The 24,711-nt window shown below is 52.4% G+C and carries 24 protein-coding genes, 1 tRNA gene and 1 other RNA gene; 16 read left to right on the top strand and 10 right to left on the bottom strand.

What is annotated here, in order from left to right:
- Positions 1–191: 191 nt before the first annotated feature.
- The gene (clpP, locus tag FHS19_RS22320; protein WP_076173158.1) at positions 192–788 is read right to left on the bottom strand and encodes an ATP-dependent Clp endopeptidase proteolytic subunit ClpP; all 597 of its coding nucleotides are present in this window, start codon (positions 786–788) and stop codon (positions 192–194) included.
- Between the two features lie 207 nt (positions 789–995).
- Positions 996–1,070, bottom strand: a tRNA-Arg gene (locus tag FHS19_RS22325).
- A gap of 240 nt (positions 1,071–1,310) precedes the next feature.
- Here FHS19_RS22325 and FHS19_RS22330 point away from each other — a divergent pair.
- From FHS19_RS22330 to FHS19_RS22385, 12 genes are all read left to right on the top strand, one after another.
- A complete protein-coding gene (locus FHS19_RS22330; protein WP_183584040.1) occupies positions 1,311–2,348 on the top strand; it encodes a sugar-binding transcriptional regulator in 1,038 nt (345 codons plus the stop codon).
- Between the two features lie 79 nt (positions 2,349–2,427).
- Positions 2,428–3,438 carry a type I glyceraldehyde-3-phosphate dehydrogenase gene (gap, locus tag FHS19_RS22335; protein ID WP_076173156.1) on the top strand — a complete coding sequence of 337 codons (1,011 nt, stop codon included), beginning with the start codon at positions 2,428–2,430 and terminating at the stop codon, positions 3,436–3,438.
- 173 nt (positions 3,439–3,611) lie between these two features.
- The gene (locus tag FHS19_RS22340) at positions 3,612–4,793 is read left to right on the top strand and encodes a phosphoglycerate kinase (RefSeq protein WP_183584041.1); all 1,182 of its coding nucleotides are present in this window, start codon (positions 3,612–3,614) and stop codon (positions 4,791–4,793) included.
- A gap of 64 nt (positions 4,794–4,857) precedes the next feature.
- Entirely contained in the window at positions 4,858–5,610 is a 753-nt protein-coding gene (gene tpiA / locus FHS19_RS22345; protein ID WP_183584042.1) for a triose-phosphate isomerase, read from the top strand.
- A 1-nt stretch (position 5,611) separates the two neighbouring features.
- A complete protein-coding gene (gpmI, locus tag FHS19_RS22350; protein WP_183584043.1) occupies positions 5,612–7,156 on the top strand; it encodes a 2,3-bisphosphoglycerate-independent phosphoglycerate mutase in 1,545 nt (514 codons plus the stop codon).
- Positions 7,157–7,348: 192 nt separating this feature from the next.
- Positions 7,349–8,635, top strand: a complete 1,287-nt coding sequence (gene eno, locus FHS19_RS22355) for a phosphopyruvate hydratase (protein WP_183584044.1) — start codon at positions 7,349–7,351, stop codon at positions 8,633–8,635.
- A gap of 345 nt (positions 8,636–8,980) precedes the next feature.
- The gene (gene secG, locus FHS19_RS22360; protein ID WP_183584045.1) at positions 8,981–9,214 is read left to right on the top strand and encodes a preprotein translocase subunit SecG; all 234 of its coding nucleotides are present in this window, start codon (positions 8,981–8,983) and stop codon (positions 9,212–9,214) included.
- Between the two features lie 210 nt (positions 9,215–9,424).
- A complete protein-coding gene (gene rnr / locus FHS19_RS22365) occupies positions 9,425–12,040 on the top strand; it encodes a ribonuclease R (RefSeq protein WP_183584046.1) in 2,616 nt (871 codons plus the stop codon).
- Positions 12,041–12,275: 235 nt separating this feature from the next.
- Positions 12,276–12,758 (top strand): SsrA-binding protein SmpB, encoded by a 483-nt coding sequence (gene smpB, locus FHS19_RS22370; RefSeq protein ID WP_076173150.1) that lies wholly within the window; start codon positions 12,276–12,278, stop codon positions 12,756–12,758.
- A gap of 233 nt (positions 12,759–12,991) precedes the next feature.
- Positions 12,992–13,358: a transfer-messenger RNA gene (gene ssrA / locus FHS19_RS22375) on the top strand.
- Positions 13,359–13,722: 364 nt separating this feature from the next.
- Positions 13,723–13,923, top strand: a complete 201-nt coding sequence (locus FHS19_RS22380; RefSeq protein ID WP_108463893.1) for a cold-shock protein — start codon at positions 13,723–13,725, stop codon at positions 13,921–13,923.
- Between the two features lie 80 nt (positions 13,924–14,003).
- Positions 14,004–14,216: a cold-shock protein gene (locus tag FHS19_RS22385; protein WP_183584047.1), complete on the top strand. Its 213-nt coding sequence runs from the start codon at positions 14,004–14,006 to the stop codon at positions 14,214–14,216.
- A gap of 49 nt (positions 14,217–14,265) precedes the next feature.
- On the opposite strand, the gene FHS19_RS22390 is transcribed toward FHS19_RS22385, so the two are convergent.
- Positions 14,266–15,009, bottom strand: a complete 744-nt coding sequence (locus tag FHS19_RS22390) for an NADPH-dependent oxidoreductase (RefSeq protein ID WP_183584048.1) — start codon at positions 15,007–15,009, stop codon at positions 14,266–14,268.
- A gap of 165 nt (positions 15,010–15,174) precedes the next feature.
- On the opposite strand from FHS19_RS22390, the gene FHS19_RS22395 reads away from it, so the two are divergent.
- The gene (locus FHS19_RS22395) at positions 15,175–15,663 is read left to right on the top strand and encodes a MarR family transcriptional regulator (RefSeq protein WP_183584049.1); all 489 of its coding nucleotides are present in this window, start codon (positions 15,175–15,177) and stop codon (positions 15,661–15,663) included.
- A gap of 124 nt (positions 15,664–15,787) precedes the next feature.
- Here the strand turns inward: FHS19_RS22395 and FHS19_RS22400 are convergent, their stop codons facing one another.
- A complete protein-coding gene (locus FHS19_RS22400; RefSeq protein WP_183584050.1) occupies positions 15,788–16,645 on the bottom strand; it encodes an AraC family transcriptional regulator in 858 nt (285 codons plus the stop codon).
- 305 nt (positions 16,646–16,950) lie between these two features.
- Between FHS19_RS22400 and FHS19_RS22405 the strand changes: the two genes are divergently transcribed.
- Positions 16,951–19,134: an alpha-galactosidase gene (locus tag FHS19_RS22405; protein ID WP_183584051.1), complete on the top strand. Its 2,184-nt coding sequence runs from the start codon at positions 16,951–16,953 to the stop codon at positions 19,132–19,134.
- A 240-nt stretch (positions 19,135–19,374) separates the two neighbouring features.
- Positions 19,375–20,265 (top strand): cation diffusion facilitator family transporter, encoded by an 891-nt coding sequence (locus FHS19_RS22410; RefSeq protein WP_183584052.1) that lies wholly within the window; start codon positions 19,375–19,377, stop codon positions 20,263–20,265.
- A gap of 45 nt (positions 20,266–20,310) precedes the next feature.
- Here the strand turns inward: FHS19_RS22410 and FHS19_RS22415 are convergent, their stop codons facing one another.
- From FHS19_RS22415 to FHS19_RS22435, 5 genes are all read right to left on the bottom strand, one after another.
- Positions 20,311–20,883: a hypothetical protein gene (locus FHS19_RS22415; protein ID WP_183584053.1), complete on the bottom strand. Its 573-nt coding sequence runs from the start codon at positions 20,881–20,883 to the stop codon at positions 20,311–20,313.
- A 19-nt stretch (positions 20,884–20,902) separates the two neighbouring features.
- On the bottom strand, positions 20,903–21,646 hold the full coding sequence (locus tag FHS19_RS22420; RefSeq protein WP_183584054.1) for an energy-coupling factor transporter transmembrane component T family protein: 744 nt from the start codon (positions 21,644–21,646) through the stop codon (positions 20,903–20,905).
- Positions 21,628–22,509, bottom strand: coding sequence for an ATP-binding cassette domain-containing protein (locus FHS19_RS22425; RefSeq protein ID WP_183584055.1), 882 nt, complete (start codon positions 22,507–22,509; stop codon positions 21,628–21,630). The genes FHS19_RS22420 and FHS19_RS22425 overlap by 19 nt, the downstream gene beginning before the upstream one ends.
- Positions 22,510–22,511: 2 nt before the next feature.
- Positions 22,512–23,303, bottom strand: coding sequence for an ATP-binding cassette domain-containing protein (locus FHS19_RS22430; RefSeq protein ID WP_246426767.1), 792 nt, complete (start codon positions 23,301–23,303; stop codon positions 22,512–22,514).
- Between the two features lie 130 nt (positions 23,304–23,433).
- Positions 23,434–23,856: a hypothetical protein gene (locus tag FHS19_RS22435; RefSeq protein ID WP_183584057.1), complete on the bottom strand. Its 423-nt coding sequence runs from the start codon at positions 23,854–23,856 to the stop codon at positions 23,434–23,436.
- Between the two features lie 144 nt (positions 23,857–24,000).
- Between FHS19_RS22435 and FHS19_RS22440 the strand changes: the two genes are divergently transcribed.
- The gene (locus tag FHS19_RS22440) at positions 24,001–24,144 is read left to right on the top strand and encodes a hypothetical protein (protein WP_183584058.1); all 144 of its coding nucleotides are present in this window, start codon (positions 24,001–24,003) and stop codon (positions 24,142–24,144) included.
- A gap of 102 nt (positions 24,145–24,246) precedes the next feature.
- Here the strand turns inward: FHS19_RS22440 and FHS19_RS22445 are convergent, their stop codons facing one another.
- A complete protein-coding gene (locus FHS19_RS22445) occupies positions 24,247–24,576 on the bottom strand; it encodes an ArsR/SmtB family transcription factor (protein WP_183584059.1) in 330 nt (109 codons plus the stop codon).
- Positions 24,577–24,711 lie beyond the last annotated feature (135 nt).

The following is a 24,711-nucleotide window of genomic DNA, read 5'->3' on the forward strand; positions in this document are numbered from 1 at the left end:
TTGACGCGTATTAAGAATAATACATCAATATATTGATGTGGTCATGCTTATGAGAATCATGCTCTATGAAGCTCGCCTCATCCTGCGCGGCGCCTGGCAAAACAAAAAAAACAGGGAGCCTCCCGGTGATCCCTAAGCGGATCGAGTCGGGGAGATTCCCTGTTTTACTCTGGTTCCAAAGCCGTGATGATTTACACGCCTTGGATTGGAGTGCTTTCCAGAACTTTATCGATCAGTCCATATTCCTGCGCTTCAGCTGCGCTCATGAAGTAGTCACGGTCGGTGTCTTTCTCGATGCGCTCCAGTGGCTGTCCGGTACGTTCGGACAGGATGCGGTTCAAGGTGTCGCGCATTTTCAGAATGCGGCGGGCGCGGATTTCGATATCCGTAGCCTGGCCTTGCGCACCACCGAGTGGCTGGTGGATCATGATCTCACTGTTCGGCAGGCCGAAGCGTTTGCCCTTGGCGCCGGCGTTCAGCAGGAACGCGCCCATGGAAGCGGCCAAGCCTACGCAGATTGTAGATACGTCCGGTTTGATAAACTGCATGGTATCGAATATCGCCATACCGGCCGTAATGGATCCGCCGGGGCTGTTGATGTACAAATGGATGTCTTTCTCCGGATCTTCGGCTGCGAGGAACAGCAGCTGGGCGATGATAGAATTGGCGACCACGTCATTGACTTCGGTGCCCAGGAAAATGATGCGGTCTTTCAGCAAACGGGAATAGATGTCGTAAGCCCGTTCACCGCGGTTGCTTTGTTCGACGACCATAGGAATATAACTCACGTGGAAAACCTCCCTTAATTGGCTCAAAATAGGTCATTCTATACATACTGTTACCGTATTAACCACATGATAAACAATTTCAAACAAAAAGTCAAAGAAAGTCAAACTCGGGGTAAAAAAAATAGCCATCTGATTGGCTGTAGTGTCTTTGGTTAAAAACATAACGTAGAACGGTCGCCGTTCTGCGTTCTCTTCTATTGAATAAAATGGCGCGCCCGCGAGGAATTGAACCTCGATCTCAGGCTTCGGAGGCCTACGTCATATCCATTGGACCACGGGCGCAAAATTCAATAGCAAGAGTTATTATATGATAACTTGCCTCAAAATGCAAGAGCTAAGTTATTAATTTTTTTGGAGCAGGTAAATCCTGTATAAGCGGAAAGGAGGATGTGAATTATAGTCAGTGGACTACTTGCAACCAGCGCCATTATTGAGTAGAATAGTGGTGGGACTTAAAACGTTGACCCGGGACATTTTAGGGCCAGGGGAGAGAGGGAAGCGAAGTTGCAGGAGTGGAAAGAAATGCGGGATATATTAGAGATACAAAAGCAGCTTCTGCCTGATCTCGTGGACGTTCTCAAGACCAGATACACCATTCTTCACCAGATCATGCTCTCGGAGCTGATCGGCCGGAGAACGCTCGCCGCATCCCTGCATATGACGGAACGGGTGCTGCGGGCCGAGACGGATCTTCTCAAGTCCCAGGGCCTGATCGAGATCGAGAGCTCTGGGATGAGGGTCAGCGAGGCGGGAAGCAAGCTGCTCGAACAGATGGAGCCGATGGTAAAAGTGCTGTTCGGTCTCAATGATCTGGGCGAGAAGATCCGCCGGACGTACGGCTTGCGCAAAGTCGTTGTCGTGCCTGGGGATTGCGAATCGTCGCCGCTCACGAAGCGCGATTTGGGACGTGCGGGCGCCAAAGCGCTGCTTGGCGTCATGAACCAAGGGGACACCGTAGCGGTGACCGGAGGCTCGACGCTCGCTGAAGTGGCGGAGCAGCTGACGCCGCAGGCGGCCGTGTCGATGAAGAACAGCTGGTTCGTGCCGGCACGGGGCGGACTGGGCGAAAGCGTGGAGTTTCAGGCGAACACGATCGCATCCACCATGGCGAAGCGCGTCGGCGCGCAGTACCGGCTGCTGCATGTGCCGGACCTCTTAAGCGATGAAGCTTATCAATCGCTGGTACAGGACCGCAACATCCAGGAGATTGTGCAGGCCATCAGGCACTGCCGCATCATCATGCACGGCATCGGGGACGCGATGGAGATGACCCGCCGCAGAAGGCTGGATCCCGCCGCCGTGGAAGAGATCCGGTCGGAAGGAGCCGTAGCCGAATCCTTTGGCTACTATTTCAATGAACAAGGCGTTGTCGTTCATAAAATGATGACTTTGGGGCTGCGGCTGGAGGATATTATGCGGACCGAGACCGTCATCGGCATTGCGGGCGGCCGAAACAAGGCCCAAGCGATCCATGCGGTGCTTAAGTTCGGCCACGAGGACATTCTGGTGGTTGACGAAGCGGCCGCCATCGAGATCTGCCGGGAAATTGACAGCGAGTAAACAACATTCCTTTTGATGTCATGACAGGTATCTACCTGTTTTGAATAAATAAAATACGAACTTTTGGGAGGACTATTCAATGAGTGTAAAAGTAGGCATTAACGGTTTTGGACGTATCGGACGACTCGCTTTCCGCCGTATTCAAAATGTGGAAGGCATCGAAGTTGTAGCCATCAACGACCTTACTGACGCTAAGATGTTGGCCCATCTGCTCAAATATGATACAACGCAAGGCACTTTCAACGGAGACATCGAAGTTCACGACGGCTTCTTCAAAGTGAACGGCAAAGAAGTTAAGGTTCTGGCGAACCGCAACCCTGAAGAACTTCCTTGGGGCGACCTTGGCGTAGACATCGTTCTCGAGTGCACAGGCTTCTTCACAACGAAAGAAGCTGCCGAGAAACACCTGAAAGGTGGAGCTAAGAAAGTAGTGATCTCCGCTCCGGCTACAGGCGACATGAAAACGATCGTGTACAACGTTAATCATGAAACACTGGACGGAACAGAGACAGTGATCTCCGGCGCATCTTGCACAACGAACTGCCTGGCTCCTATGGCCAAAACGCTGAATGACAAGTTCGGTATCGTTCAAGGCTTGATGACAACGATCCACGCTTACACTGGCGACCAAAACACCCTGGACGCTCCGCATCCAAAAGGTGACTTCCGTCGTGCGCGTGCAGCTGCTGAGAACATCATTCCTAACTCCACTGGCGCTGCAAAAGCGATTGGTCTGGTTCTTCCAGAATTGCAAGGCAAACTGGACGGTGCCGCTCAACGCGTACCTGTACCAACAGGTTCCCTGACTGAGCTCGTTACAGTTCTGAACACCAAAGTAACGGCTGACGAAGTTAACGCAGCAATGAAAGAAGCTTCCGATCCAGAAACTTACGGCTACACTGAAGACGAAATCGTATCTTCCGACATCAAAGGCATCACCTTCGGTTCGCTCTTCGACGCTACTCAAACTAAAGTGTTGACTGTTGGCGACCAACAGCTGGTTAAAACCGTTGCTTGGTACGACAACGAAATGTCTTACACTTCCCAATTGGTTCGCACATTGGCATACTTCGCTAAGATCGCTAAGTAATAACGGCCGTCCCATAGCGAAAACATCCCGAGCGGAAACAGGCATCTTGTGTTTCCGCTCTTTGTAAATTTAGTGAATTTCGCGGACAAATCGCCCGAATTCCTAACATGCTGAACCACGGGGCCGATGAGGCTGTCCTGTTAAAAATATTGGGTGCGGAGGGAAACAATACGATGAACAAGAAGTCTGTACGTGATGTAGAAGTAAACGGCAAGCGCGTATTTGTGCGCGTTGATTTTAACGTGCCGTTGGAAGACGGCAAAATTACCGACGATACAAGGATCCGTGAGACGCTGCCAACGATCAATTACCTGATCGAGCATGGCGCGAAAGTAATTCTGGCCAGCCACATGGGACGCCCGAAAGGTGAAGTGGTAGAGTCCATGCGTCTGACGCCTGCGGCAGAGCGTCTGTCCGAGCTGCTGGGCAAACCGGTTGCAAAGGCTGACGAAGCGGTTGGCGACACGGTCAAAGCGCAAGTGGAGAAGCTGAACAACGGCGACGTGCTGCTGCTTGAGAATGTCCGCTTTTACCCTGGCGAAGAGAAAAACGATCCGGAACTCGCAAAGCAGTTCGCTGAGCTGGCTGACCTGTTCGTAAACGACGCGTTTGGCGCCGCTCACCGTGCGCACGCTTCGACCGAAGGTATCGCCCACTACCTGCCGGCTGTATCCGGCCTGCTGATGGAGAAGGAACTTTCCGTACTCGGCAAGGCACTGTCCAACCCAGAGCGTCCTTTTACAGCGATCATCGGCGGTTCCAAGGTTAAGGATAAAATCGACGTTATCGATAACCTGCTGAACATCGCGGATAACGTTCTGATCGGCGGCGGCCTGTCCTACACGTTCATGAAGGCACAGGGCTATGAAATCGGTCTGTCTTTGTGCGATAATGAAAAGCTGGATGTCGCGCTCGGATTTATCCAAAAAGCGAAGGATCTCGGCAAAAACTTCCTGCTTCCGGTCGACATCGTCATCGCGGACGATTTCAGCGCCAAGGCGAACGTGGACATCGTCGAAGTCGGCAACATCCCTGAGAAATGGGAAGGCGTGGACATCGGACCGAAAACCCGTGCCAAATATGCAGAGATCATCAAGAACTCCAAGCTTGTAGTATGGAACGGACCGATGGGCGTATTCGAAATCGATCCTTTCTCCAACGGTACGCGTGAAGTGGCAGAAGCCTGCGCCCAAACCGAAGGCTACACCATCATCGGCGGCGGCGACTCGGCGGCAGCGGCAGAGAAATTCCATCTTGCTGACAAAATGAATCACATCTCTACCGGCGGCGGCGCATCCCTTGAATTCATGGAAGGCAAGGCGCTTCCTGGCGTCGTGGCACTGAACGACAAATAAGCGAGAAGCGCCCTAAAGAGCGCGGAACGTACGGACCCGCAAGGACAAAAAAGGAGTGAAAAGTGTGAGAACACCTATCATCGCCGGCAACTGGAAAATGTTCAAAACCGTTCCGGAAGCCAAAGCTTTTATCGAAGAAGTCAAAGGTAAAGCGGAAGTCGAAGGCGTGGAGAGCGTTATCTGCGCTCCGTTCACGAACCTTCCCGCTTTGGTGGAAGCCGTGAAAGGCACATCGATCAAGATCGGTGCGCAAAACCTGCATTTTGAAGACAATGGTGCGTTCACCGGAGAAATCAGCGGCGTGATGCTGAAAGACCTCGGCGTAGACTATGTCATTATCGGGCACTCCGAGCGCCGGCAATATTTTGCCGAAACCGACGAGACCGTGAACAAAAAGGTTGTAGCGGCATTCCGTCATGGCCTGACTCCAATCGTGTGCGTCGGCGAGAAGCTGGAAGAGCGCGAAGCCGGCCAAACGAAAGACGTGTGCAAAGTGCAGACGGAAGCCGCGTTCCAAGGCTTGTCCGCAGAACAGGCGGCTCAAGTGGTTATTGCTTACGAGCCAATCTGGGCGATCGGAACCGGAAAGTCCTCGACTGCACAGGACGCCAACGAAGTCATTTCTTATATCCGCAGCCTGGTTGAAGGCTTGTACGGCAAAGAGGTAGCGGCTCAAGTTCGTATTCAGTACGGCGGCAGCGTGAAGCCGGAGAACGTAAAAGAATATATGGGACAAAGCGACATCGACGGCGCGCTCGTTGGCGGTGCCAGTCTGCAGCCGGCTTCGTTCATCCAGCTCGTTGAGGGGGCGAAGTAAGATGACCGCACCTAGACCCGTAGCACTGATCATCATGGACGGATTCGGGCTGCGCAGCACGAATGAAGGCAACGCGGTGGCGCAGGCCAAGAAACCGAACTACGACCGCCTGATGGCGAAGTATCCGAACACGACGCTAACCGCTTCCGGCGAAGCGGTAGGTCTGCCGGAAGGGCAAATGGGCAACTCCGAAGTCGGCCATTTGAACATCGGCGCAGGCCGCATCGTGTACCAGGATTTGACCCGGATTTCGAAATCGATCCGCGAAGGGGAGTTCTTCAACAACCCGACGCTGGTCGAAGCGGTGCAAGCTGCGAAGAATAACAACAAAAAGCTCCATCTGTACGGCCTTTTGTCCGACGGCGGGGTACATAGCCATATCGAGCATATGTTTGCTATGCTGGACCTTGCGAAAAAAGAAGGGCTCGATGAGGTTTACATCCATGCATTCCTGGACGGACGCGACGTAGCTCCGGATTCCGGCAAGAAGTTCATCCAGGATCTGCAAGCCAAGATCAAGGAAGTTGGTATCGGCAAAATCGCCACGGTACAAGGCCGCTACTATGCGATGGACCGCGATAAGCGCTGGGAGCGCGTAGAGAAGTCCTACCGTGCGATTGTGTACGGGGATGGACCGAAGTACACCGATCCGCTGGTTGCTGTAACGGAATCTTACAACAAGTCGGTATTCGACGAGTTTGTGGAGCCAACCGTCATTGTGGATGAGCAGGGCAATCCGGTATCTCTGGTGGAGAGCGGAGACTCCGTTGTCTTCCTGAACTTCCGCCCGGACCGCGCTATCCAGCTGTCCCAGGTGTTCACGAACAAGGACTTCCGCGGATTCGACCGCGGGCCGAAGTTCCCGGAAAACCTCCATTTCGTCTGCCTGACGCTGTTCAGCGAAACGGTGGAAGGCTACGTTGCTTACGAGCCGAAGAACCTGGACAACACGCTGGGCGAAGTGCTGGTGCAGAATAACAAGAAGCAGCTGCGGATTGCCGAAACGGAAAAATATCCGCACGTTACCTTCTTCTTCAGTGGCGGACGCGACGTCGAGCTGCCTGGAGAAACGCGCATTTTGATCAATTCGCCGAAGGTCGCCACCTATGACCTGAAGCCGGAAATGAGCGCTTACGAAGTAGCGGACGCCTGCGTGAAGGAAATCGAAGCCGAGAAGCATGATGCGATCATTCTAAACTTTGCGAACCCGGATATGGTCGGACACTCCGGCATGCTGGAACCCACGATCAAAGCGGTTGAAGTCACCGACGAGTGCATGGGCAAAGTAGTGGACGCCGTTATTGCCAAAGGCGGGGTAGCGATTATTATCGCCGACCACGGAAACGCCGATATGGTATTTGACGAAGCGGGACGCCCATTCACCGCTCATACGACGAACCCGGTACCGTTTATTTTGACCGACGCGAACGTGACGCTGCGCGAAGGCGGCATTCTGGCCGACGTGGCACCGACGATTCTGGATCTGATGCAGCTGCCGAAGCCTGCGGAAATGACCGGCGAATCGATGATCGCAAGCCGCAAATAAGCGGAAAATTCGATTCCGGTGATCCGATACGTTATAATGGCTGTAGAAGCTGACAAGCTATATAGAATGAACTCAAGAAGTTCGTGTTGTAGGGCTTGGATAAGGCCGTTACAACGGGTTCGAAACTTGAGTTCAATCTATATAATGTGGTCTGAATAACCAATTACGAATGTGGAAAAGGAGATTAGCACAATGACTATTATTTCTGATGTGTACGCACGTGAAGTCCTCGACTCCCGTGGTAACCCTACAGTTGAAGTTGAAGTATATCTGGAATCCGGCGGCCATGGCCGCGCCATCGTTCCATCCGGCGCATCCACAGGTGCTCATGAAGCCGTAGAGCTTCGCGACGGCGACAAAGACCGTTACCTCGGCAAAGGCGTTCTGAACGCGGTGAAGAACGTGAACGAAATCATCGCTCCTGAAGTCATCGGCATGGACGCGCTCGACCAGCTCGGCATCGACAAGCTGATGATCAAACTGGACGGAACGCCAAACAAAGGCAAGCTGGGCGCTAACGCCATCCTGGCTGTATCCATGGCCGTAGCCCGCGCGGCTGCTGACGCCCTGGACCTTCCGCTGTACGTATACCTCGGCGGATTCAATGCCAAACAACTGCCTGTACCGATGATGAACATCGTCAACGGCGGCGCTCATGCCGACAACAACGTCGACGTTCAAGAATTTATGGTACTGCCGGTTGGCGCTCCTACGTTCAAGGAAGCCCTCCGTACAGGTGCAGAAATCTTCCACAGCCTGAAATCCGTTCTGAAGGGCAAAGGCCTGAACACAGCAGTTGGCGACGAAGGCGGTTTTGCTCCGAACTTCACGTCCAACGAAGATGCATTGTCCTCCATTATGGAAGCTATTGAAAAAGCCGGCTACAAGCCAGGCGTTGACGTATTCCTCGGTATGGACGTCGCTTCCACTGAATTCTTCAAAGACGGCAAGTACCATCTTGAAGGCGAAGGCAAGTCCTACACATCCAGTGAATTCGTTGAGCTGCTCGCTTCCTGGGTCGACAAATACCCGATCATCACGATCGAAGACGGCTGCTCCGAAGACGATTGGGAAGGTTGGAAGCTCCTTACCGCGAAACTCGGCGACAAGATCCAGCTTGTTGGCGACGACTTGTTCGTAACAAACACCGAGCGTCTTGAAAAAGGCATCGAGGAAGGCATCGGCAACTCCATCCTGATCAAAGTAAACCAAATCGGTACGTTGACCGAAACGTTTGATGCGATCGAAATGGCGAAACGCGCAGGGTACACAGCGGTTGTCTCCCACCGTTCCGGTGAGTCCGAAGACAGCACGATCGCTGACATCGCCGTGGCAACGAATGCCGGCCAAATCAAAACCGGTGCTCCGTCCCGTACGGACCGTATTGCGAAGTATAACCAATTGCTCCGAATCGAGGACGAACTGGGCGAACTGGCGCAGTACAACGGCCTGAAGTCGTTCTACAACCTGAAAAAATAAGGCTGTACAGCCTTTCTCAAAGAGCGTTCCGGGTAACCCCGGGGCGTTTTTTTTAATAGATCAGAAATATAAATTTTAGCGGAGTCAGCATCCTTGTTATGGGGTCCCCGCAAAGTATCTGGAATAAGCATCGAAGCATAAGCTCCACGTTGTGGGGCTATTTTAGCTTGTCAGTGGACCTGAAATGGCGGTGCAGTGCGGGTTTAGCTTGTGTTCGCAAATGGGCTATGGTACAATAAAAATGCTGTTTGTGTACGCTGGATGACTGACTAAGTCCGGCCATAACGGAATCGAAATTTTGACATTCATATAATTGAGATGTTAAGCCATTGGGAGGTGGAACAAATGGAAATCTTGTTGAAGGTACTGCTCGTGATTTTCTCCATCGCGTTGATCGCGGTTGTTCTTTTGCAAAAAGGGAAAAGCGCGGGTCTTTCCGGGGCCATCTCCGGTGGCGCGGAACATCTTTTCGGTAAAACGAAGGCACGCGGCATGGATCTCGTGCTGCAGCGCGTAACGGTCGTCGTCGCGGCATGCTTTTTTATCCTGGCCATTGTAGTGGCCGTCGTCGTCAAGTAAAGAATAGCAGCACACCAAAACCTCCGCTCTTTTTCGATTGGAAGATGAGCGGAGGTTTTTTAGGTTGGTTAAGGCTTACGGGCAGGGATGCAACCGATTAAATTCGTGTATACTAGGGTATGTGTATATTACTGGACAAATACAACAAACGAACGATTACATAGTCACTTGCGGAAGGCATTCCTGCAAGTCACCTGAGGTGATGAAACGATGATTACGGAACAGATGATACTTGATTTGATGCAGGATCCCGAATATCAACCGATGACGTATCAGGAACTGGAACAGCATTTCGCGATTGACGATGCGCTGGATTTCAAGGACTTTTTGAAGACGCTGAACACGATGGAGGAGGCAGGGGCCATCGTACGGACCCGGTCGGAACGGTACGGCGTGCCGGAACGGCTGGACCTTCTGAAGGGCCGTCTGCAGGCTCATGCGAAGGGCTTTGCGTTCCTGATCCCGGAAGACCGGGAGCATCCGGATGTATATATTGGAGCTAATGATATGAAGAGCGCCATGAACGGGGATACCGTTCTGGTGCGGGTTACGGCCAAGAGCCCGGCCGGCGGCAAGCTGGAAGGGGAAGTGGTGCGGATCGTCAACCGGGCGATTACCCAGATCGTAGGGGTCTTCCAAGGCCATGAAGCGTACGGCTTCGTGCTGCCTGACGATAAACGGATCAACCGGGATATTTTTATTCCGAAGGACAGCTTCAACGGGGCGGTCGACGGGGAGAAGGTCGTTGTCAAAATCGTCAATTATCCGGAGGGCCGGTCCGCTGCGGAGGGTGAAGTGATCGAGATTCTCGGGCATAAGGATGATCCGGGCGTCGACATCCTGTCCATTATCCGCAAGCATCAGCTGCCGGAAGCTTTTCCGGAAGAGGTGATGGCGGAAGCAGAGCAGGCGCCGGACTCGATCACCGAGGAGGAGATCGTCGAGCAGGGACGGCGCGACCTTCGCGGCAAAACGATCGTCACGATCGACGGGGAGGATGCAAAGGACCTCGACGACGCGGTGAACGTAGAACGCCTGCCGAACGGCAATTTCCTTCTGGGCGTTCATATCGCCGACGTCAGCTACTATGTCCGTGAGAACTCGGAGCTGGATAAGGAGGCGTACAACCGCGGATGCAGCGTCTATTTGGTGGACCGGGTCATCCCGATGCTGCCGCATCGCCTGTCCAACGGCATCTGCTCGCTGAATCCGCAGGTGGACCGCCTGACGATGTCCTGCGAGATGGAATTCGACGAGCATATGAAGCTCGTAAGACATGATATTTTCACCAGCGTGATTAAGACGAAGGAACGGATGACGTACAACAACGTCCGGAAGATCCTGAACGACGAAGATCCGGAAGTGACGGAGCGGTACAGCTATCTGGTCGATACCTTCAAGCTGATGAAGGAGCTGGCGCTGCGCCTGCGGGCGAGACGGATGAACCGCGGGGCGGTGGACTTCGACTTCGTGGAGTCCAAGGTGATCGTCGATGAGAACGGTAAACCGGTCGACATCGTGAAGCGCGAGCGCTCGATCGCCGAGCAGATCATCGAGGAGTTCATGCTGGCGGCCAACGAAACGGTGGCTGAGCATTTCTACTGGATGAAGGTGCCTTTCCTGTACCGGATTCACGAAAATCCGGATCCGGAGAAGCTCCAGACGTTCATGGCGTTTGCGGCCAACTTCGGTCACCATGTGAAGGGCCGTGGCAATTCTGTGCATCCACGGGCGCTTCAGGGCCTGCTGGAAGATATTCAGGGCACAAAGGAGCAGAAGGTCATCAGCACGGTCATGCTGCGCTCGATGAAGCAGGCGAAATACGACGCGGAAATGTCCGGACACTTCGGTCTGGCTGCCGAATATTATTCGCACTTTACATCTCCGATCCGCCGCTATCCGGACCTGGTCATTCACCGGGTCATCCGGGAAGTGCTGGAGAATAAGGGTGTCCTGCCGGAGAACCGGCTGGAGTACCTGGCTTCCCGGATGTCGGATATCGCTCAGCAGTCCTCTGAGCGTGAGCGTGTGGCTGTGGATGCGGAGCGCGACACGGACCAGCTGAAGAAAGCCGAATTTATGCTCGACAAGGTCGGCGAGGAATTCGAAGGCATCATCAGCAGCGTGACCAGCTTCGGCATGTTCATCGAGCTCGAGAACACGGTCGAAGGCCTCATCCGGCTGAGCGCGCTGACGGACGATTATTATCATTTCGATGAGGCCTCCATGGCCCTCATCGGGGAGCGCACGTCACGCGTATTCCGGATCGGCGACGAAGTGAAGATCCGCGTCGAGCGCGTGAACATGGACGATCACACCATCGACTTCGAGATGGTGGACATGAAGCCGCGCACCGAAGGCCGGCGCGGCGGCAGCTTTGGCGGCCGTGGCGGAGGCCGCGTAGGCAGAGGCGCCGCCATCCGTGAAGGCGGCGAGAAAGGCCGCGGCGGGCGCGGTGCGGCCCGTGGCGGCGGGCAGGGCGCTCGGCCGGGCAAGAGCGCCCGCGAGGGTGGCGCCGGCGCAGCGCAGCAGGGCGCCGGGCGGGAAGGCGGCCGCAGCGGCGAAGCCAAGCGGCCGGTAAGCTTCGGCTTCGGCTCCGGCAAGGGCGGCTACGGCGCCCCGGCGCCTGGCGGAAGCCAGAGCGGCAGTAAGCCGTCCAGCGGCCGCAAGAAGAAAACGTCGCGCAGCGGTATTTTTGTCGGGGACGGGGCGGCAGCCGCCCGCGAAGACAATGCTAGCAGCGGCGAGAGCGTCGTCCGCAAGCGCAAGAAGAAGGGTGCGGCCAAGAATGGCACAGCCGCCTTCGTGCGCAAGAAGAAAAAGTAGAAGGGTTCTTGGGCAGTATCTTTTAAATCAGGCTTCGCCTGAAATGGGCGCCACCCGTGCGCCTTTTCGCCGAAATCTTGATTTTGCCCAGTCCAGTTGATACAATGGATTTCTGGTATACCGGCCGGGCTCGGCGGCCTCTTGACGCTCTGGTTAGGGTGCTTGAGCTGCTTACCCTTGTGTCTGTACACCGGAAGTCCATTGCTGTTATAGCAAGGGTGGGAGGAGTGATAGCATGGGTGGTAAGAAGAGTGACGGGAAGGTCCTGGCCCAGAACAAAAAAGCTTCCCATGATTACTTCATCGAGGATACGTACGAAGCCGGCATGGTGCTGACCGGGACCGAGATCAAGTCGATCCGGAACGGACGGGCCAATATCGGAGATGCGTTTGCAACGATCCGCAATGGGGAAATTCATATTCATAACATGCATATCAGCCCGTTTGAGCAGGGCAACCGCTATAATCCGACGGATCCAACGCGGACCCGCAAGCTGCTGATGCATAAGGAACAGATCCATAAGCTGCTGGGACAGACCAAGCAGGAAGGTTATACGATCGTTCCGCTCAAGGTGTATATCCGCAACGGCTACGCGAAGCTGCTGCTCGGCCTCGGCCGCGGTAAGAAGCAGTACGACAAGCGGGAATCGGCCGCCAAGCGCGACGCGCAGCGCGACATCCAGCGGGCACTTCGCGAGAAGCAGAAGATCGCGCGGTAATCTGGGGTTATATGAAGGGATAGGCAAGTTTCACCTGCGTTTCCTTCAACCTCTGTGTCATTTTAGCCGGAATGTGTGATATACTATGTATGTAAGAGGTTATGGCTTGACCGGCCTTTTACATGACAAATGCTTCTGATCATCCTTTCTTCATGGAGGGGAAGGATGCTGGATAGATTGCTTCTTATGCTTCAACAGTTCTAATCTAATCCAATAGGAGCCCTTTTTAATAAGGGGGCGTTCTTGGATTCGACGGGGATAGTTCGAGCATGAGTAGCGGGTAGTGGGGACGCGTCCACTTCATCAACGCTAAAGCCAATAATAACTGGCAAACAACAAACTTCTTACGCTGTAGCAGCTTAATAACCTGCACACGTGCTCTCGCTCTGCATCGCCCATGTGCCGGGATGAGGGCTCAACTTTAGTGGGATACGCTGTCTAGTCTCCGCCTGGGGCTAGCTGAAGAAGACAAACAGGCTGACCCTATCGGGATCCGGTGACGGGGAGCCTGGTAGGGTGACATCAAAACTGTCACTACACCCGTAGAAGCTTATGTGGCGTTATCTTCGGACAGGGGTTCGACTCCCCTCGCCTCCATAACGAGCATCAGAAAGGCGACCCGTAACGGGTCGCTTTTTTGCATCTCCGTTTTTATTAGAACGGCTGCACAATGTCTCTTAATCAAAATTTTTTTTCGCTTTCATTGTGGTTTACTAAGTATACTACCCGGGGAAGATTTTGCAGTGTCATACTGCAGGATAAGGTGAGTTCCATGAAATGGAAGGAAAAGCAGAGAACACTTGTTATTCAACTCCAGTTGTGTTATAGTTAGTTTATTGGAATTTCGACCTGAGATCACATATTGTAGAGGGTTAGATTTTGATGATGTAACCTTGTACAATATGTGATTTTTTTTTGAAACTCGAAGATCATGTAAAAAATAGAATTATGGAGGTAATTGAACATGCAAAAAGGAACAGTAAAGTGGTTTAATGCAGACAAAGGTTTTGGTTTTATCGAGGTTGAAGGCGGAGACGACGTATTCGTGCACTTCAGTGCAATCGTGAGCGACGGCTTCAAATCGTTGGATGAAGGTCAAAGAGTTGAATTTAATGTAGTACAAGGCAATCGAGGCCCACAGGCTGAGAATGTTGTAAAACTCTAAGACTGTCATTAGAAAGGTCCCGCACATCGTGTCGGGGCCTTTTTTCACTTAGGATTCCAGAAGAGAAAGAGGGATGCTGCTTGTACTATTCACGGAAAAGACTGATGATCGATCTTCCAGAGGAAATGACAACGATATGGTCATGCACCAATGAAAAGTGCAACGGTTGGATGAGGGATAACTTTGTTTTTTTGATCCAACCGGTCTGTGGCCAATGCAATTCCTTCATGGAGAAAAGTGAGAAAATGCTGCCTATTTTAGCCAATACAAGTCCGAATCAGACGAAGCATTAAATGAACTCCACAACCTCATGAGGTTGTGGAGTTTGCATTTCTGACAGGCCTACTTCAAATCAAACCCCTTGCTCTTCACATATTCCGTATACCCGCCTAACGGCAAATCCTTATCCAGCATAGAGATGAACTTCCCGGACCAGCTGGCTTTCTGCTTGTTGTTCGTTCGAGCGATATAATACTCTTCCACTTCCCGGTCATACTCTTCAACTTGAGTTTTAAGATCATGATTATACTGGTTTTCAAAAAAAACGGCGGACCGTGGCAGCCGCGGCTTTTGCTCGGGGAATTCATCGGGGACACCTACCGCAAGACCGACCAAAGGAATGACAAAGTCCGGCAGGTCAAGCCATCCGTCCAGTGCGGGCAGGGCACTGTTAATTCCGCCGATGATGACGGCTCCGAGCCCCATCGATTGAGCCGCCAAATTGGCGTTTTGCAGGGCAAGAGAGGCACTCAGTACAGAGGTTTGATAAAAATACGAGTAGCTCAGGTTGCGGCTCATTTTTTCCTGTTGGTCCGGGCCGGCGGCCAGCATCATACGGTGAAGATCGGCGCAAAAGACAAAAAAATACCCGCATTCCGCAATCCACGGATTTTCCGAATGCTCCGCGATTTTGTTGCGCAGTTCCTGATCGGTGACGCCGACGATCGAGAACGGCTGCATATGCGCCGAGGTTGGTGCCATTTGCGCCGCGTCGACGATGGCCTCGATTTGCTCGTCGGTTAACGGCGTATTTGTAAACTTGCGGATGGAGCGATGCTGGTGGATCAATTGGATAACCTCATTCATAAAAATTCCCTCCAAATCAATGTGATTTCTGCAGAAGCTGCATGAAGACCACGTTCCAGCCGAATGGTTTCCATGGAAACCACAATAACAAGGACGTGCCGGTTTGTCAAATGGTTTCTTTGGAAACCATGATATAATGGAAAGAAAAAAAGGTAGGCTTGCCTTATGCCAGATATGAATGATGATTTGCTTCAGCTTAAAAACCGCATCGAAAAATCGATATACCGGATCCTCGTCAGCGAGGCCGAGGATGACAGCGATCGGCTCTGGCTTATGGAGCGCATCTCCGACGACCGGCTGAAAAAGCTGCTGCCCCGTCTATCCGTCTCAAGCCTGCACGTTCTAGACGTCATCTATGCGAAAGACGGCATTAAAGGGATCGATATTGCCCGCGAGATGGGCCTTACGAAAGGCGCTGTCTCCAAAATTACCCGCAAATTGCTGGATCAGGGTCTGATTCGGAAAACCCAGCTGCCGGAAAACCTGAAAGAAATTTATTTTTCTGTGACTGCGCTTGGCACCGAATTGGCTGAGCTGCATCGGGTATTTCATGAGGAGAAGGATCATAAAGCGACGGAACTGTTGGCAAGTTACGACGCGGCGTCGCTGGAAATCGTGGCAGACTTTCTGGAGAAGCTGGCCAGTCTGCGGTAGCCTAAGATCTAAAGATCTATCGGTAAGAAAATTGAAAAATCGTCGACACCGACGGCGATTTTGGATATATTCTTTCTTGAAAATTAGTCGGGAAGCTTGCCCCACGCGGACTGGCACTTCTTATTCAATCCTCGTTCTTTCTATGGGGACCATCTTGGTTTGGACCAAAGGCTTCGCTCCGATAATGTTTCGGCGAGGCCCCCTTCACTCTTTTGAACATTTTGGAGAAGAGCAGGGGGTCGCTGTAGCCGACTGAGCGGGCGATATCGCCGATCGAAAGGTCTGCGTTTCCCAACATTTTAGCTGCCATATTCATTCGATAGCGAATCAGGTAATCCTGAATGCTTATGTTCGTTTGCTGTTTGAATAAAGAGCATAGATAGCTTCGATTGAGTCCGATCAAATGGGCGATGTCCTCGATGGTCATTTTTTGAGAAACGTTCAATTCGATAAAGTCCTTCACTTGCTCCACGTAAACCTCAGCTCGGCTTTCCCTTTGTACGGTGGGCGCTTCCGGACCGGATTCCACCAGCAAAGATAGCATCAAATACAGCAGCCCCGTTAGCCTGGTCTCTCGGGCTTTCCGGCTTTCCCTCGACTGGGCCATTAACTGCAAATACTGATGGATCAAGTCGTCTCTGTCATAATGCAGGATCGGGGATGAAGGAGTTAGCCCTGCTTGCATAAGGAGAGGCTCAGCCAGCGTGCCGTTAAAACCGACCCAACCGTAGGACCAAGGGTTGTCCTCGTCGGCTTGATAATAGGTGACGACATGGGGACAAATCAGAAACCCCTGTCCTTTTCGAAGGTGGTGTCTCACTCCCCCTACCTCGAAAATCCCCTCCCCTTTGAAAATATAATGGAGCAAATAATGAGTCCTTACGGCAGGCCCGAAATAATGACCGGATATACAATCCTCCATGCCAAATTGCGTCAGATGCAGCTCAGTGTGCTGTTTGCTTCGCGGCAGATACTCTAACACAAGTAAATCCCATCCCCTTACAAATAGAATACCTATCATAATAACATAACTAGTGAGCACCATGCCATGTACGGCCTATCGTATGATCATATATGATTTTTGTATAAAAGCCTGTATTTCTTGAATCGTATGATCCATCTTAAAGCCATGTTTTAGTGATAGGTTGAATACAAACATGCCGGAGCATTGCCCTTTGATGGCAGGCATGAAATGGTTTATAAAAACCGAAGCGGCACAGGCCGTCTTTCGAGGCCATGTTACGATGCATGAAGTACCGATGGGCAAGAAAGAAAGGATGTTTACCAATGGGCGTAATGGTTCAAGAGCAAGCAGGGGTGTTTCATCTACAGTCTTCCGGCATGAGCTATTTGATTCAGATCGTGAACGGTTATCCTGTACATGGATATTGGGGTGGGAGACTGAAGCATCGGGAAGCGATGGGCGACCTCCTCATTCACACTCCCGCGGGGGCTGGGCTTGACCGGCTGCCGCAGGAATACCCGCAGTACGGCAGCGGAGATTTCCGGAATCCTGCGTACCAGGCCGAGCTGGAGGATGGGACGAGGATTACGGAGCTCAAGTACGACGGTTACCGGATCCTGAAGGGAAAACCGCCATTAAGCGGACTTCCGGCCGTTTATACGGAGGACGAGTCCGAAGCGGAGACGCTCGAGCTAATATTAAAGGATGCCTACTCGGGACTTAAGGTTGTCCTGCTGTATTCCATCTTCGCGGATCGCAACGTGATCATCCGGTCGGCTCATTTGATCAACGAAGGGGACAAGAAGCTTCGGCTTCGCCGTGCCCTTAGTGCCAGCGTCGATTTCTCCGGCTATAGCGATTTGGAGATGGTGTACCTTTCCGGAGCGTGGGCCCGGGAAGGAAATGTGAAGCGGAGACTGCTTGAACAAGGCGAAACCCGGATCGACAGCAAAAGGGGCATGAGCAGTCACCAGTTCAACCCTTTTGCCGCGTTGGTCACGCCGGAAACGACGGAACGCCACGGGGAAGCCTTCGGCTTCAGCCTCGTATACAGCGGCGGTTTTGAAGCGGGGGCGGAGGTGGATTCCTTTGGCTCTACAAGGTTTGGTATTGGCGTGAACTCTTTTGATTTCGCGTGGCAGCTGAATCCGGGGGAGAGCTTCCAAACGCCGGAAGCGGTCATGGTGTACTCCACGCAAGGATTGGGAGAGATGTCGCGGACGTATCACCGCCTGTACCGGACCCGGCTGAGCCGGGGGGAATACCGGGACGCAGAACGGCCGATCCTGGTCAATAACTGGGAGGCCACTTATTTCGACTTCAATGCGGACAAGCTGATTTCGATTGCGGAAGAGGGAGCCAAGCTGGGCATTGAGCTGTTTGTCTTGGATGACGGCTGGTTTGGCAAAAGGGATGCGGACAATTCGTCGCTCGGTGATTGGTATGAGGATCGCCGGAAGCTGCCGGACGGACTGGCGGATGTTGCAGAGCGCATTAACCGGCTGGGCCTGAAATTCGGGCTCTGGTTCGAGCCCGAGATGATTTCGCCGGACAGTGAGCTGTACCGGAGACATCCGGATTGGTGCCTTCACGTTCCGGGGCGGAGACGCAGCGAAGCCAGATGGCAGCTGGTGCTGGACTACACGCGCCAGGAAGTGCGCGATTACATCTATGACTCGCTCTCTGCGATTTTCTCCACCGTGCCGGTTGCTTACGTGAAATGGGACATGAACCGCGCTTTGACGGAAATCGGGTCTGCCGCCCTGCCGCCGGAGCGCCAAGCTGAGACCGCTCATCGCTATGTTCTTGGGTTGTACGAGCTGCTCGAGCGAATCACCACCGATTTTCCGCATATTTTGTTCGAGAGCTGCTCCAGCGGCGGCGGACGATTCGACCCCGGCATGCTGTATTACATGCCTCAAACTTGGACCAGCGATAATACCGATGCGGTGGAACGGCTGAAGATTCAGTACGGGACCAGCCTGGTCTACCCCGTAAGCGCCATCGGAGCGCATGTGTCGGCGGTTCCGAACCATCAGGTTGGACGGATCACTCCGCTTGATTTTCGCGGCAATGTCGCCATGTCCGGAAATTTCGGGTATGAGCTGGATCTCACGAAATTTACCGATGACGAAAAGGGAACGGTCAAACGCCAAGTCGCCGCCTACAAGCAGATTCGCGGTTTGGTTCAGCAAGGTGACTTGTACCGTCTGAAAAGTCCGTTCGAGGGGAACGAGTCGGCATGGATGTTCGTTTCGGAAGATCAAGAGGATGCCTTGGTCTACGCTTTTCAAGTAATGGCCGTGCCAAACGCACCCAAGCGGACCTTGCGTCTGGACGGACTTGACCCAGAACTGGAATACGAAGTGGAGCCCGGAACCGGAGGGGAGAAAACGATCTTTGGGGGAGACCGGCTGATGCAGCTCGGTTTACCCCTTGCCTTCGAGCATAAAGATTATCAAAGCCGATGGTTTAGACTGCGGGCCCTCGGGCCCGGCAAGGCGTAACCATTGATCTAAGCCTGAGTAGAAACATCCAATAGAGTTAAGCTCCTTTTAAAGTCTCCTTGATTGGAGGCTTTTTTTGTTTTGTAAAAATATTTTTCACCCGTACAACTCTTTATGCCAAGTCATACTTTTTAGGGACGCGCAAACACTGTTTCTCTGGACCCACACGGTATTTGTACGCTACTATTAAAACCTATCGTTTCACCACGGATGCTACTGAATGTGTAAGGAGTTAAAAACGTGAACCATGAAGACAAACAATCGACATTAGCCATTTGGCTCAGCTTCATAAGTAATATCGTGTTAACCGCTATTAAACTCGGTGTTGGGTTCTTATCCCATAGTCCGGTACTCATAGCCGACGGCGTACATAATGCAGGAGACGTCGTCGCTACGGGCGCAGCTCTCAGCTCCATGCGAATTTCCAAGCAGCCTCCGGACGAGGATCATCCCTATGGTCATGGGAAGGCAGAGGTGCTGGGGGCAGGGGTGGTGGCCATCATTCTAGCGCTGGCCGCTCTATATATGGCCTATCACTCCGTCATGGTGCTGTTCGAACCCCCGCACAAAACAACGGTCGTCGCGCTGGCAGCTGCGGCTTTTTCTTTGATTTTGAAGCAAATTCTCTATGTCTATACCATGGCTATCGGAAAACGTCACCGTAGCAGCGGGCTCATTGCCACAGCTTATGATCATCTTGCGGATGTTTATGCTTCCATAGCAGCGGTCATCGGCATCGCATTGGGAATGCTCGGCGATCGTTATGATATCGCGATTCTCTCCTATGGCGACCCTATTGCAGGAATCGTTGTCGCTTATTTGGTGTTAAAGCTGGCTATTCATATGGGAAGATCCTCGGTCGATGTTTTGATGGAGAAAAACGTGGACTTGGAGAAAATGAACGAGCTTACGGAGTTAGTCAAAACGGTTCCGGAAGTAAAGCGTTTAGATCGCCTTCGTGCGAGAGACCACGGCCATTATATAATCGTTGATATTCGAGTCGGGGTGGCGGCTGAGCTTAGTGTTCAGGAAGGGCATGATATCTCCAAAAATATTAAACAAACGATTATGAAGCATTGCTCCGATGTCGGAGAGGTTATGGTTCATTTAAACCCATGGTATGAAGAGTAACCCATAAGCTTGCGCATGATGCCGAGCCTTCAAACTCGATGCATCTTACTTGTTTAGTTTTCGAATCAGCAGCATGCTTAATTCAACCCACAACCAGCTATAGAAGAGGGAAAAGGCAAACATTAGAAGGGCTGCCTTGAAGTCAACAGCGGGCGACATGGCCGGCCCAAGAACGGGAAATCGAAAGACGCTAAGTAACAGCAGGATGCCGGAGCATAATACAACCGATCCGACCAGAACAGCTGCCCAACGTGTTTTGAAATAGTAGAGGGACAGCCCGATCCCAAGGGCTAATAATCCTGTCGTTAGTGGAAATACGACCAGTTCGCTGGGCTGGATGAAAAGAAGCAGCAGCAGCGTGAGCGCATAAGCGAGCAATCCGGAGCCGGCGGATAAAAGGGAGGATACGACAATGGGGGCGGTCGCAAAGGGACTGAACAAAAAGCCGATGCCCGGCAATATTCCGCCCATGGCTTGAAGCAGCGCGGAAATGGAAGCTAGAAAGGCGACAGCAATCATTTTTCTTGTCGTCAATGTCCCTGCACCTAATCGAGTCCGCATGTCATCGATCCCCGCACGTGAAGCAGATCCAGCCCAGTAATTCGTGAACTTGCCCATTTCTTATATCTCGCCACCTTTAGATGAAAATACGGATCAAAACCAGCGTGAGCGCAAATCCGATGAGGACCGCATCGCGCCAGCCCATACGCAAGGAATCCGCCCGGCGTTCAACTCCGGGGAAGCAGCGTGCTTCCATAGCAAACGCCAGTTGGTCCGCACGCCGGAAGACTGCATACAACAAAGCCAAGAACATGTTAAGGCGGCGCTGTAGAGTGGTACGAAGGCTGGCGCTGCCAGAACGGGCGTTTTTGATTTGGGCCGATTTAAACATCATGTCGATCTCTTCGATCAACAAGGGCATAAACCGAAATGCCAATGAACACATGAGTACGAATTTTCGGACGGGAAACCGAAAGTAGCGGAGCGGATGCAGGATCGCTGCCAGCCCCTGCGTAAGCATTCTTGGAGAGGTCGTTAATGTTAGGGTTGTCGTCGTCACGATCATGAATGCCAGTTTGCAGGGAATTACAATCGCTTGGGTTAAGCTGTGATTGAACAGCAAATGATACACAAACAACACAAATAGAATAGGCAGGAGTCCTTGTAGTCCACCCCATAAATAGGCGACCGGAAGCTTAGAAAGCAAGATGAGCACGAAGGAGGAGGCTGCAAGGATAAGGATATCTCGTAACCCGTCAGAAGTGGCGGCCAGGATAAGATAGGTTGCAGAAAATATCAGTTTGGCGCGGGGATCAGCCTTATGAACAAAAGAGCCCGTATTCATGAATGAGCCGAAAGGCATTAATCGAAGCCATTGCACTCGTCTTGACTCCCCCCCGCACACATTTCCGTGATGTAGGACACCAGTTGGTCCTCTTTATACATGCTTTGCGTCCGATGTCCGGCAAATCTTTTCTCGAATTGATCTAAGAAACGAAGCAGGGGAGTTTTCACAAAGCCGATGGGTTCAAGTTCCCGCCAGCGCAAACGAATTTCTGAAGGATGGAGATCAGCGTACAATCGGCCTTGTTCCACCACAAGGATCCGGTCGGAGTACTCCATCGCTTCTTCAAGCCGATGTGTGATGTAACAAACGGTTATGCCCTTTTTCAAATGAATCTGCTTGATGCAGGCGAGGATATATAGGCGCTCCAGACTGTCCAGGCCGGCCGTCGGCTCATCGAGGACTAAAATGTTCGGCTCTGCGGCCAACACACCGGCGAGAGCTATCCGGCGTAATTCACCACCGCTGATTTGAAAGGGGGATGCGTTCTTATATCGTTCACTGCACAAGCCGACCACCTCTAGGTATTGCTGAACCCTCTCGTTCATCCCCTCATCTGTAAGCCCCAAATGCCCCAACCCGGCAGCGATATGGTTAAATACGGTGTCTTCCGTGACTTGGTGCTCGGGATATTGCGGCAAATAACCAAGGGCCCTCCAAGCCCGGCGGCGGTTGGGCTTTTTATTCATATCGTATGGTCCGACCTTGACGTGACCCGAGGCAGCGTGAAGCAAACCGCAAATCAATTGCACCAACGTCGTCTTTCCACTTCCGTTTACCCCCATCACCGCAACAAATTGGCCTGATGGGATGCTGAGTGAAATTCCCTCCAGAGCTGTCTTTGTATAAGGGGTTTTCGGGGAATAAACACCGGTTACACGTTCTAAATGAATATCCATGATCACTCCACCGATTCAAGCCATGACTCCATGTCCCAATTTGCCGCGATGTCGCGCATACGAGTCCTAAAAGGAGGACGAAGCCGGCAATCCTGAAAAATGGAAGATTGCTTAACAGCCTCCAGCGGCGAACCGTCATAACGGATGCCGCCTTCATGCATCATAACGAGGCGATTACCATGAAACATGTCTTCCACCTCCTGAGTGACGACAATAATTGTGCAGCCTTTTTGATGGAGGTCGGCCATCAGCGCATACAGCTGTTGTGCGCTTTTGGCATCCAGCATCGAGGCGGGTTCGTCGAACAGGATGATCCGGGGCTGCATGACAAGAACGCCGGCGATCGCCAGCTTCTGCTTCTCTCCGCCGGACAGAAGATGGGGAGGGGAGTCCTGCTTGTCGTGCAGCCCGAGTACGTTCCAAACCTCCTGGCACCGGGATGCGATTTCGTCTCGAGGGAAGCCTAAGTTATCTAATCCAAATGACGTATCCTCCTCAACGGTGATCCCTACGATTTGGTTTTCGGCGTTTTGAAAGACCATACCGACTTCTTTTCGAATATCGATGAATTTCTCGGGGTCACTTGCCGACATACCGCAAACGATGACTTCTCCCTTGGTAGGCTGAAGTAGACCATTCATTAAACGAATGAATGACGATTTGCCCGAGCCGTTCGCACCGATGATGGTTACCCAGTCTCCTTCGTCAATATGAATGTTGATTTCACGAAGTACCCAAGGCTGGTGTGAATCGTATCGCAGCCATACGTCTGTTAACGAAAGCACAGGCTTCATTGCTGAGCCCCCCATTTTTTCAAACCATCGTTTATCATGTATATTCCGATCCCGTTTTCCATAGAAGGGGATTTCAGGTACGCCCTGACGCCATATTCGTTTCGACTTGCTTATGAACATAAAACCCCGCTCATTGTGCGGGGTCTAACGCTTCCTCATTCTTATCCGTAACTTCCTCCACCACACCGTACCGCTCCAGCGCTTTCACCGAAGCCTCCAGCATGCGTCTCTTCACATACTCTCCTTCAAGCACCCGCACCCGTTTTCTCAGGAAGCGCAGCTTGGACAGCAGAAATTCCTTCTCATTCCCCATGACGCACACCTTGACCGTGTAGGTATCGGTTTGAGCGTCAAACTGCACCTCCTTGTCAAAACAGCACAGCGCATACAGAATGCGTGACAGCTCCTGGTTATACCGCGGCATGACTTGAACGAGCACTTCGGCTTTGCGGTTCTCCAGCGTCTCGCCGATCCGCGCCAAAATATCGCTCACCCGCTCAAGCGGCAGCTCCTGCTTGGTGACGGAGAGGATGTTATCCAGCTTCGTGTTCATGAAGGCGCCCGTTTTTCAGGGCGTGGGTGACGCGGATGCCGCACCGGTTCATGAATTCTCCTTTTCCGTATCGATCTCATTCTATTGAGCAGGCGAACCGGGTGGTTAACACGTGAACCTTACTATGAGCGCTACCATGAGCGTGTGAGCGGAAACACGCATGACACTTATATCACCGGATTTCTATGCCGGTACTTGCGCCATGTTCGTGCGCACGAACATAAGGAAGCGGCGGCCAATCTGCTGTTTGAGGTCGCCCAGGAGCAGGAGATCGATCCACGGCTGTAGCGTTCGGTTCCACCTCTTCTAGATCAATGAGAAAGACCACCTCTATGGGTGGTCTTTTTAACCTGGCTGGAATACGGTCCGGTTAGGAGCCGGATGTCAGACTCAATCTTCTTCTTCCTTCAAAAGTTGCTTCAAGCGCAGTATATTTGTACTCCAGAACTGGGTATAATAAGCCACCCAGTCTTGAATTTCCCTGAGCGGAGTAGCGTTCAGCCTGAATCGCGTTTCTCTGCCGACTTTCCGGTCAATGACCAATCCAGCCTCTTTCAGGATGGTCAAATGCTTGGATACCGCTGTCCGGCCCATTTGGAAATGCGGGGTCAGCTCATGAAGCGGGAGCTCCTCCGCCTCGGATAACAGACGAATCAGTCGGCGTCTTGTTGGATCAGCAACGGCGTCAAACACATCCCGGTTTTCATTGTTCTCGCTCACAGCACTCTCTCCTAAGCCATTTTTGTCGTCTCATTGATGTGACACCTTTTGGTGACAACTTCATTATAAGACACCATTTGGTGTCGTGTAAATCATGTTTTTGAAATGAGCAATGGGACCGTCGCCGGGGTATTC

The organism is Paenibacillus rhizosphaerae, assembly GCF_014192015.1.
In the GTDB taxonomy this organism is placed as follows: domain Bacteria; phylum Bacillota; class Bacilli; order Paenibacillales; family Paenibacillaceae; genus Paenibacillus_AQ; species Paenibacillus_AQ rhizosphaerae.